Origin of the sequence: Moorena sp. SIO3H5 (genome assembly GCF_010692395.1) — a bacterium.
Classification (GTDB): Bacteria; Cyanobacteriota; Cyanobacteriia; order Cyanobacteriales; family Coleofasciculaceae; genus Moorena.
Genome location: NZ_JAAHHS010000254.1, coordinates 1 through 11,289, shown reverse-complemented (window position 1 = coordinate 11,289; position 11,289 = coordinate 1). Strand labels below are relative to the sequence as shown.

The window sequence follows — 11,289 nt, the reverse complement described above, 5'->3', positions numbered from 1 at the left end:
GAGTGAACCGTCCCAAGTAGAGGAGGTTACCGTGAGGGAGTCTACCCCATCTGCTGAGTCTACCCCATCTCCCGATCTCCCCAGCTTCGATAATGAAGGCTGATAGCTGAACGCGCACGCGTGCGCGTAGCGCTAATCGCTGTTCGCTGATAGCTGATAGCTGATAGCTGATAGCTGATAGCTGATAGCTGATAGCTTAGCTTCAGCTTTTCCATTTCCTATAATATAGCGTTATAGCGCTGATCAAAAAACCTGGAAATTATGAAAAAATACATTCCACTCCTAGGGCGGATATGCCTTTGTGCTATTTTTCTTAAATCTGGTATCGATAAATTATTGAACCCAACCTATACTCAACAATTTATGGAATCCAAAGGGGTTCCTGGTGTACTGATTATTCCCACCATCATTATACTGTTGGGGGGTGGATTATCGGTATTACTGGGCTATAAAGCTCGTTGGGGAGCATTAGCGCTAATTGGATTTTTAATTCCCACCACCTTGATTTTTCACACAGATTTCTCTAACCAAATGCAAGAAATTCAATTTATGAAGAATCTAGGACTAATCGGTGGATTATTGATGGTAGCAACCTTTGGATCAGGACCAGTTAGCTTTGATAACCGCAGTCTCTGGGATCGAATCCGGTTCCTCTTGCCATTTAAAGTATGACTAGCGGAGAATCTTAGATCGATCTGGGTTTTAGGGAGATGGGCAGATGCGCAGATGGGGAGATGGGGAAATTGGGAGATGAGGGAATCCATCAAGATCATCAGAAAAAAAGTATTTAAAGATACCAAATTAATCCCAAACTAATTCTTCCCTCTCCCCACACTCTTGTGCTCTCCCCTCTCTCCCCACACTACGCCCTCTCCCCACACTCTATTCCCTCAACTGTGTTACTAGCTTCTTAACCTTAGAACTGTTGAGGAATTGCAGAAATTCCTGGGTCAGCTGCTGCTCCTTTTGCCTAAACTCAAGAATACGGTCTTGCTGAACAGGAGTTCTTTCTGCTATCGGAATAGTAATCAGTTGATTGAGTTGTTCCCTCAGGGAAAGCTGCTGCTGCAAAATCGCTTCATAGCCTGCTTTGATTTGCTCCTCTTCAGGTAAGTATGGTATTTTTTCGTGAACCCTAGTTTGAGTCTTGTCTTGATTAGACAAATCGTCTTTTTGCTCTGGCACTGGGAATAAATTTAGCACCAGTTGCGCCGACTGCACCCGTTTTTGTTGCTGAAGCAACTCAGATAAACTCAGATAGGCATTATCCAAGTTGAGTTTATAGGACTGCTTTTGCTCCTCAGACAGTTTTTCCTGAGACAGTTTAGTGACATCTTGCCCCAGGGACTGATATACATTGACTGCTTGCTTATGAAAAATAATGGCGAGTTCTGGCTGGTTTTGTGCCGCCAGTGCAGCACCAATAGCCCTAAAGGTAAATGCTTCCCCAGCTAATGAACCCACTTCCCGATGAATCACTAAGGCTTGTTGGTGGAATTCTAATGCTTGTTGGTACTTTCCCAGGCGATGGTAAGCGATACCTAAATTATTCAGAAGCATTCCCATGGAAATGCGATCGCTTACTTCCTTGGCAATAGTCAAGGCTTGCTGATAGGACAACTGTTCCTGTTCGTGGTTGCCTAGACGGTGGTGAACCAACCCTAGGCTATTGAGCAGTGTTCCTTGGTCTGCCTGTGACACTAGAGAATTGTTTTGGGAATTATCCAGTATTTCTCGATAGATATCGAGAGCTTGCTGGTAGGAATCCAGGGACTGGTTGTCCTGACCGAGCTTATAGTATATATTCCCCAAATTATGGAGAGTCCTGCCTTCGTAGCCACGATTGCTCACTTCTCGGTAGATGGCTAAGGCTTGTTGATAGAATTCTAGGGACTTTTGATCGTCCCCTAAGTTGGAATACGTTAACCCCAGATTATTAAGAGTACTCCCTTCCCCGGTGCGATCGCCTAATTCTCGATCAATTGCTAAGGATTGCTCAAAGAACGACCTTGCTAATTGATATTGACCAAGTTCATCATGAACCCACCCAATAAAATATAGCGCTACTCCTTCTTGATAGCGATCGCCAATGTTTCGTTTAAGTTCTAGGTACTTCTGGAAGCTCTCTAAAGCCTCTTGTAATTGACCTGTACTTAACTGTTGGCGACCTTTAACATAGAGCTGCTGGGGTGGAGTGACTTGGTCAAGACTAGTTTGCTCAAGGCTAGTTTGCTCAAGACTAGTTTGCTCAAGGCTAGTTTCGTCAAGACTAGTTTGCTCAAGACTAGTTTCGTCAAGACTAGTTTGCTCAAGACTAGTTTCGTCTTGAGCAAGAATAGGCGAAAGGGGGAATGTCAGAGAAATGAGTAAAGAGGCAGTGGTCAGCAGGAAGGATGAAGGAACATTAATAAAGGATAAGAGTTTTTGCTTCAATTCAAACTTCCTAATTTCCACTTGACAATTGTGTTGTCACACCTTATTATATATCCTGAGTTGAATCAGTTTGTCAGCAAGTACAAATACTTATTCACTCTCTAACTGAGCCTCTTGTTCATCATCTTTTGTTTTCTTAGTAGTCTTCTTGGTGGATTTCCCAGAGGTTTTCTTTTTGGTGGAAGTAGTTGATTTACTGGACTTGCGACCAGATTTACCCGATGACGCCTTAGCTGCGATCAGTTCCAAGGCAGTTTCTAAGGTTAACTCCTCCATGGATTTTCCCTCTGGCAGAGAAGCATTAACTTTGCCATGGTTGACATATATCCCATAGGGACCCTGATAGATATTGACTGGCTCCCCATCCTGAGGATGAACCCCTAGTTCCCGTAAGGGTTTTTTAGTCTTGCTGCGAGAACCGCCCCTTGTTTTCTTAGGTTGTGCCAGGAGCTCTAATGCACGGTCTAGGCTAATTGTCAAGACGTCATCCTCACCTTTAAGGGAGCGGTAATCTTTGCCCTCCTTCCCTTGGTCATGGACAACATAAGGACCAAAGCGTCCGATTGCGGTTTTGATGGGTTTGCCTGTTTCCGGATGAGGACCGAGAAGGCGGGGGAGTGCTAGGAGACCAACAGCCATGTCTAGGTGTACATCTTCCTTCTTTACCCCCTTAGGCAAGGAGACACGTTTGGGTTTTTTCTTCTTATCCTCTGTTACGTCACCTAGCTGTAGATAGGGACCATAATTGCCATTGAGGATATAAATTGGTTCACCAGTTTCCGGGTGTAGTCCCAATTTCTCTGGCCCCTCCATTTTCTGCTGAATCAGTACGTGAACCTGCTCAATGTTTAGTTCAGCTGGGGTGAGGTCTTGGGGAATCGAAGCAGTAAATACACCATTGCCATTTTCCACTTCGACATAGGGACCAAATTTCCCGATCCGGACTCTAGCATCAAGGTCTTCGAGTTCAACAGTACGGGCAACAATGGGGTCAATCTCATTAATCCTTTCCTTGACTTGGTTGTCGAGACCCTTTTCTCCCAAATAAAAGTTCTGCAGGTAAGGAAGCCAGTGCGCTGCCCCATTGGCAATGTCATCTAAGGTGCGCTCCATTTTGGCCGTGAAGCTCGTGTCCACCAAGTCGGGGAAGTTTTGTTCGAGCAAATTAGTAACCGCAAATGCCGTAAAGGTGGGAGCAAGGGCATTTTTCAGTTTCTGAGCATAGCCTCGGTCAATGATAGTACCAATAATACTAGCGTAGGTACTGGGACGACCAATCCCCTCTTGTTCCAAGGTTTTGACCAAGGTAGCTTCCGTGTAACGGGCTGGGGGTTGGGTTTCGTGACCGATAGCTTCGAGTTCTCTGCAGTTAGGATGATCCCCCACTTTCAAAGCTGGCAGAATCACTTCCTGGTTTTCTAGAGCAGCGTTGGGGTCATCAGACCCTTCCACATAAGCCCTTAGATAACCTGGAAAGTCAATGCGCTTACCAGTAGCCCGAAATCCGGCATTTTCCACTTGCAAATCAACCACAATTTGAGTTTGTCGAGCATCCGCCATTTGACAAGCAACGGTACGCTTCCAAATCAGGTCATAGACTTTAAATTCGCGATCGCTTAATCCGGTTTCCTGAGAAGTTTTGAATGTACTCCCTGCTGGACGAATGGCTTCGTGAGCTTCTTGAGCTCCTTTGCTCTTGGTGGTATACTTCCTTGGTTTGGGGCTAAGGTACTCTACCCCGTATTTTTGTTCAACGCAGCTACGGGCTGCTGTGATCGCTTGTTCAGACAAATGTACTGAGTCTGTACGCATATAGGTAATGAAACCCTTTTCATACAGACTTTGGGCAGTCCGCATCGTATCACGAGCCGATAGTCCCAGTTTCCGGTTTGCCTCCTGTTGCAGGGTGGAGGTAGTAAAGGGGGGTGAGGGTTTGCGAGTAACAGGTCGTTCTTGTAAATCAGTAACTGTCCAGACTTTATCGTACAGGTTGTCTTTGAGTGCTTTAGCCTCCAGTTCACTCAACAATTTGACTTGCCTACCTGCGGTAATGTCACCTGTATTGGCATCGAAATCACTACCGGTAGCAATTTTAACCTTATCCAGGGTTACTAGCTTAGCGTCAAAGGAACTTCCTGCTTCTAGAATCCCTTTCAAATCCCAATAGCTGCCCTTGCGGAAGGCACGGCGTTGCCGTTCTCGATTCACCAACACCCGCACTGCTACAGACTGTACCCGACCAGCTGATAAGCCCCAAGCCACTTTTTTCCACAGCAGCGGTGAGAGGGTGTAGCCCACGAGTCGGTCAAGAATCCGCCTTGTTTCCTGAGCTCTTACCACCTGATCATCGATCTCACGGCAGTTTTGTAGGGCATTTTGAATAGCATCCTTAGTGATTTCATGAAATACCATCCGCTTAGTTGGCACTTTGGGCTTTAAGATTTGTAACAAATGCCAACTAATACTCTCCCCTTCTCGGTCTTCATCCGTAGCCAAAATCAGTTCATCAGAATCTTTCAGAGCTGCTTTGAGCTGTTGGACAACCTGTTTCTTGTCTTTAGGCACCAGGTAAAGCGGTTCAAAGTCAGCTTCCACATTCACCCCAAACTTAGCCCACTTTTCCCCCTTGTATTTTTCGGGGATTTCACTAGCTGATTGAGGTAAATCACGGACGTGACCCATGGATGCTTCGACCTGGTAACTAGAAGGTAAGTAGTTCCGAATGGTGCGAGCTTTAGTAGGAGATTCGACAATTACAAGGGTTGTCATCGGAGTTTCAACAATAGCGGCGGTGTTGAATAGTCTAATTTAAATACTATTTCTCAAAGGTCTTTGTCAAAGGTCTAGGGAGTAAGCCAGTAATTTGCTTCCTCCCTACTGAGTGTGGGTAGGGTTTTCCAGCATGCTTTTCCAGCATAGTTTTCCAGCATAGTTTTCCAGCATAGTTTTCCAGCATTAAGTAGAACCCCCTGATCGCAGTATAAGCTTGCCTATTAATTTCTACAGTACGCCACTTGTGTCGCAGGCTAACACGAACAAGGAGCAACTGTGTCGGAAAAGGAGTGAGCCAACTTGACCATAGGTACGGAAATTTGAGGGTTACTTATACTTATATATATGCGCTTCAGGAGTACTCCCTACTTTTTCGGATTGTGCTAGAAATAATCTTTACCTAGAGGTAACCCACGAATAGCTGATGTAGTGATGGCTAACCAATAGAGCACCGTTAAAACCCTAAGTACACCCCTATCCCAATTCCTCTGACTGCTGCTTAAAGATTTGTAAACAATTAGTTCGTTGGCTTCAAAAGTAACATTGCTGCGGTTTAGGACACAGCTAGTCTCACCTTACCGTGGCACAGAGGACAGTGAAACGGCATAAATACGGAATTCTAGTTTGTCCAATCTCCAAGGTATACAAGCCTTTTGCCCAACTAGCCACAATCACCGATATGATAAGAAAGTTAATCTGGATACTCAAATAACCATAGATCATATCATTAAAGCCTATGGATTTTGCCAATCTTGCCGCCCAGTTGAATGCTGGGGTAATTTTGCCAGAGGGAATTGTAGTTATTACCCTCTTGCTAGTGTTAATCATTGACCTGATTGCTGGGAAAAAGTCTGCTCAAACTATTTCCTATGTAGCCATTGGGGGTCTACTTGCTGCCATAGTTGCCCTGTACTTCCAATGGGATGCTGCAAATCCCATCGCCTTCTTTGGGGAATTTAATGGTGACACCCTGAGTGTGGCATTTCGTGGCATCATTGCCCTATCGACTGTGTCAACGATTTTGATGTCAATTCGTTATGTGCAGCAGTCGGGTACATCCTTGGCAGAATTTATTGGCATTTTGCTCACGGCTACTTTAGGAGGGATGCTCCTGTCCGGGGCGACAGAGCTGGTCACGATTTTTATATCCCTTGAAACCCTCAGTATTTCCTCCTACCTGATGACGGGTTACATGAAGCGTGACCCCCGTTCCAATGAGGCCGCTTTGAAATATTTGCTGATTGGAGCAGCCAGTTCAGCCGTATTTTTGTATGGTGTCTCCCTATTATATGGGTTGTCTGGGGGACAAACGCAGTTGAGTGCGATCGCTCTTGGCGTTGCTGACCTAGAATCCGGTCAATCCCTAGGTCTTCTGATTGCCTTGGTGTTTGCGATCGCTGGTATTGCTTTTAAAATCTCAGCAGTTCCTTTCCACCAATGGACTCCTGATGTTTACGAGGGTTCTCCCACGCCAGTGGTAGCGTTTCTCTCAGTTGGTTCTAAAGCCGCTGGCTTTGCTCTAGCGATTCGTCTACTGATCACTGCTTTCCCATTGTTAAGCGATCAGTGGCATTTTGTCTTCACTGCTTTAACTATCCTAAGTATGATTTTGGGTAACGTGGTTGCCCTAACTCAATCGAGCATGAAACGGATGCTAGCCTATTCCTCTATTGGTCAGGCTGGGTTTGTGATGATTGGTCTAATTGCTGGAACCCAAGCCGGTTACGCTAGCATGATTTTCTACATGCTGGTGTACTTGTTTATGAACTTAGGGGCTTTCGCTTGTGTCATTCTGTTTACCCTACGCACTGGTACTGACCAAATTAGTGAGTATGCTGGTCTTTATCACAAGGATCCACTGTTGACTTTGGTTTTAAGTGTTTGTTTGCTCTCTTTAGGTGGTATTCCACCCTTTGCTGGATTCTTTGGTAAAATCTATTTATTCTGGGCTGGTTGGCAAGCAGGATTGTATACTTTAGTGTTGATAGGTTTGCTAACTAGTGTGGTTTCGATTTACTACTACATCCGTGTGGTCAAGATGATGGTAGTGAAGGAACCTCAAGAAATGTCGGATGTGGTGAAGAATTATCCCGAAATTCGCTGGAGTTTACCCGGTATGCGTCCGTTACAGGTCGGTTTAGTGATGTCGTTAATTGCGACATCCCTGGCAGGAATTTTGTCCAATCCCCTGTTTTCTTTGGCCAATGATTCTGTTGTTAATACCCCCATACTGCAACAGGCCGTGATTAGTACTCAGCTGTCTCAAGGCCATCAGGTTTCATTGATGAGTGCTGATAATTAAGGCGCTCAGATCCATAGACCCGAAGCGCCCTATCCTACAGGAAGGGGCGCACCTAATATATTAGCTTGAGTAGAAAAGCCTGACCGTAAAGTCAGGCTTTTCTACTCATTTCAACCTCATTGGATTGAGTTTTGGGATAATTTTCTGGTCAAGGATAATTGGAGTGTCTTTAGACTTGCTAAACCCTCACGAATTTTCCCTATAACTCGTTGAAGATTAGCTTTAGACAGTCTCCAATAGATGTACTGAGAATAATCTGCGTAGAACTTGAGTAACCTTTGAACTTGCCACGTTTTAGGAATACAGTCATAGCCTAGATGGAGCATGGTTTTATAATTCAGAATCTCCAAGACTGCTAGTTCTGAATCGCTAAGTTCGTGTTTCCAAGCCTCAATGCGATCGCTACTAACCGGTTGAAAGGTCTTGGCGTGCCATCCTAGCTCGCGGGTTGGTACCAATTTTTTTTGAGCATTTTTTTGGTTAAACTCCAGCATTGATTGGCTAAAGGGTACCCCGAGCCAATTACAAACTCCCTGGAGTTCTTCTTGTGGATTTGTGACTAAGTCTTCGTAGAAGAGGATATGAAACCGCTCGTCATTTTGATAGTTTTTAATGACTTCGAATAAATTTTGCCATTGTTGGGTTGTTGCTACCACATTAGCGATACAGGCTCCCTTCCAAGTCTTGGCAAATTTTTTCTCATTTCTTTTTAGGGAAGCATAGATTGCTCTGAGATCTCGGATAATTAGAATTAATCTGGCATTAGGGAAATACTTGAGAATGGTATCAATATGATAGATGTTCCAAGGATTTTTATCTCCCCAACAACCCGCTTGACCATCAAACTGCTGTACATAGGTTTGATAAACTGTGGCGACAGCTGTTGAATAATTAAGTGGTTTCTGAGCTGTCAAATTTTGTCGCAACTTCTCTCGGTCAACGTTCCACTCCCGAAACCTTGGATCACCGTAGATATCTGTCAAGAAGTTATCGATTTGATTGCTTAAGTCTTGGGATGAACCGTATTTGGGCTCCAGATTAACAAAAAATAGACTTTCAGGAGGAATACAAAAATTAGGATGAGCGGTCAGCATTAACCGCAAGAGCGTTGTTCCAGAACGTTCCATCCCAAAAACAAAAAGTGGCTGATTTTGTTGAGACAAAGATTCCATAATGTGTCGATGACGGTAGAGTTTATTTTTGAGTTTGCTCAATAGAGCAACCTGATACAATTCAGCTGGCTTAGCTGATCTTTCCTATCACGTTAAGAATTTGATCACTTATACTAGGCTTGATAAGCTTGAGTTAATTTTAAATTAATAATTGTTAATTACTAATTAGCAATTAACAATTAATGAGCACCTAATACTGAGAATTATTCAACGGAACTCACTATTAGCTTTTGACTATCTAATTCCAACCCTAATAGATAGCCCTAATCTAGTAACTGTGGCTCAAAAAGAAATTACAGCAGCTGATTTATGATAAAGTCTGCACCAGGACTGTCTGATTTTTAGTTTATTTGCCAAACGTTTAGGATTTCTCTGTGCCGTTGAATCTTTTTAAGATGCTACTTAAGATGCTACCCTCTCTTGATGCAGTCCCTAATGGTTTTGGGTATGTGTGCCCAACGCCGCGATCCTCATGATAGAGACACTACCTGAACGCACCTTTTAAACCCGGTGGCTGTCCCCTAAAGGCGAATTTAATTAGCCCTGATAGCACCTGAGGCATCGCGCTTTTATTGAAATTATTCAGAATTGCTGAAAGCACGGAATTCAAGAGCCTGATTTATCCAGGGATAACCAAACTCGTTGTTCTGTGCGATTTCAGAACTATCAATAAACTATAACTTATGACAATAGACGTCATAATTCCTAACTGATCAGGTAATTAATCATCCTAAAATCACAATTCTGAAGTCGTTTGACAGTCTAATTGCTCCCTGATGATGAAATACACCAAATGGTTTTTCCGCTTAACAGTATATTTACTAAGTTTTTACATTGTCAAGCCAAATTATGATATATCAGCCTTAAGACTTAAATTTGCTTAAATTTTCATCAAAATAACTGAATAATTCTGAAAAAGTAAGCAAATTATTATATAATTTGGTTGTCATGGTTAATATAATTTTAATAGAGAAAAATTAATATACATAATTTGAACAATATCACACTTAAGTAACTTAAATCAATAGCAAAGCAAAAGGCTGAGTGCTGAGTGGGTAAGTAGGTCACTAGGTCACTAGTAAAATGACTAAATTCATTCATAGTTATGATGACTAATGACTATAGAGCGTTTGTATCTAGGTTCTAAACACACTTGTTGTTGCCGCCAAAGGCTTTGACACAACAGGCAAAAAGCAAAAGGGGCAAGCACTCTACAGTTTTATTGTACAATAAAAAAATATATCCTAGGTTTACATCTCAAATACAAAAGCGCGTAGCATTACTCAAATAGGTTAGGTACACAAGTCTAGGATTTTAGGGAACAGGCAACAGGAAAAATCAGTGTTTTGCGTCATCACTATGATAATCATTACTATATTAATAACCACTTTGCGGTGCAGCAAAATACTTAACTGGGTTAGTAGCTAGACCCTTTTATAGTTCGATAAACTAAATACTCTCAAAGGCTAAAAAAAGCTGATCAGCAACAGCATAGCCTAAATCAAATCACACAGCATCAAATTAAAGCATATGCCCTACTAGATCGGTGCTTCGCCAACAGCCGTTGGCCGTAGGCCACGCTACGCCAACAGTGGTCAGTGGTCAGCTGATTTTATTCAAAGGTGCGCTTTCCCCATCTAATTATTAAATTCCCTATAGGGTTGCAGCAACGCGATCGCACTTAAAGTAACGATTGCGCTACTAGATCGGTGCTTCGCGAACACTAGCGTGGCCATTTTCTTAGATGATAATTAGTCCTTGATCATCAGACGAAAGTTTATTTAGCTGCTATTCCTTCTCCTTTTCCTTAATCAGGGGTTGTCTTAATCCTTGTTTTTCCTTTATAATACAACTATCGGAATAGTTTAGGGAAAGAAACTTATGAACAAGTGCGTTTGTACTACCGAAGCGGCATCTCTCCTAGGAATCTCTTCGAGACGATTGCGACAACTCCTAGAGAAGGGTCGCGTCCGGGGTGCTTATAAAAGTGGTAAATTCTGGATTATTCCTCTGTTCAACAATATGCCTCAAATCATTAAAGGCACTAGAGGACCAAAAGGCAAATGGCGTACCAGTCGTCCTCCGGCTCTAGCCAAGATTAATGTCAACCGCAATCACATTGGCTCGAATATCCACAAACGCCCGGAAGAACGCAAACCAGTGATTTCAGTAAAACGAAGTGGCAACAATTTATATGGCAACCAGGTCGAAATCCTCGGTCCTTGTCGAATTACCTATCAGCCAGATAATCCACTGCCTTGTGGCGCTCGTCTATGGATTGAAACCTTCAGTGATGTCCACTTCATCGGTGGCAGTTTGCCTGCCAGTCGGTAATCGGGTTTTTCGCGTAGCGTCGCCTTTTCGCGAAGGTTGTCTGTCAGAATGCCGAATGAAGAATGAAGAATGAAGAATGCAGAATGCAGAATACATAATGGTGAATTCTTAATTCTCAATTCTCAATTCTCAATTCTTAATTCTCAATTCTCAATTCTTAATTCTTAATTCCAAAATAATGTTAATGCTCCATTGACCAACAACCCAGGCTTTCACTAACAGAAAATTCCTATTTACAAGACCTGGACGATGGTGTTGTAAAGGAGTCTATTCTGT

At 43.2% G+C, this 11,289-nt stretch carries 7 protein-coding genes; 3 read left to right on the top strand and 4 right to left on the bottom strand.

From position 1 onward, the window contains the following. The first annotated feature begins 261 nt into the window (after window positions 1-261). Window positions 262-672, top strand: a complete 411-nt coding sequence (locus F6K52_RS23835) for a DoxX family protein (protein ID WP_293083699.1) — start codon at window positions 262-264, stop codon at window positions 670-672. 210 nt (window positions 673-882) lie between these two features. Here F6K52_RS23835 and F6K52_RS23830 read toward each other — a convergent pair whose 3' ends face one another. The 3 genes from F6K52_RS23830 to F6K52_RS23820 form a co-directional block, all read right to left on the bottom strand. Next, window positions 883-2,433 (bottom strand): tetratricopeptide repeat protein, encoded by a 1,551-nt coding sequence (locus F6K52_RS23830; protein WP_293083696.1) that lies wholly within the window; start codon window positions 2,431-2,433, stop codon window positions 883-885. A 90-nt stretch (window positions 2,434-2,523) separates the two neighbouring features. Further along, window positions 2,524-5,202, bottom strand: a complete 2,679-nt coding sequence (topA, locus tag F6K52_RS23825) for a type I DNA topoisomerase (protein WP_293083693.1) — start codon at window positions 5,200-5,202, stop codon at window positions 2,524-2,526. Window positions 5,203-5,248: 46 nt separating this feature from the next. Continuing rightward, complete coding sequence (locus tag F6K52_RS23820; protein WP_293083690.1) at window positions 5,249-5,389, bottom strand: hypothetical protein; 141 nt, start codon at window positions 5,387-5,389, stop codon at window positions 5,249-5,251. Window positions 5,390-5,941: 552 nt separating this feature from the next. On the opposite strand from F6K52_RS23820, the gene F6K52_RS23815 reads away from it, so the two are divergent. Continuing rightward, the gene (locus F6K52_RS23815) at window positions 5,942-7,507 is read left to right on the top strand and encodes an NAD(P)H-quinone oxidoreductase subunit N (protein WP_293083687.1); all 1,566 of its coding nucleotides are present in this window, start codon (window positions 5,942-5,944) and stop codon (window positions 7,505-7,507) included. Between the two features lie 116 nt (window positions 7,508-7,623). Here F6K52_RS23815 and F6K52_RS23810 read toward each other — a convergent pair whose 3' ends face one another. Continuing rightward, complete coding sequence (locus F6K52_RS23810) at window positions 7,624-8,721, bottom strand: sulfotransferase (protein WP_293083684.1); 1,098 nt, start codon at window positions 8,719-8,721, stop codon at window positions 7,624-7,626. 1,839 nt (window positions 8,722-10,560) lie between these two features. Between F6K52_RS23810 and F6K52_RS23805 the strand changes: the two genes are divergently transcribed. After that, complete coding sequence (locus F6K52_RS23805; protein ID WP_293083681.1) at window positions 10,561-11,013, top strand: helix-turn-helix domain-containing protein; 453 nt, start codon at window positions 10,561-10,563, stop codon at window positions 11,011-11,013. Window positions 11,014-11,289: the final 276 nt, after the last annotated feature.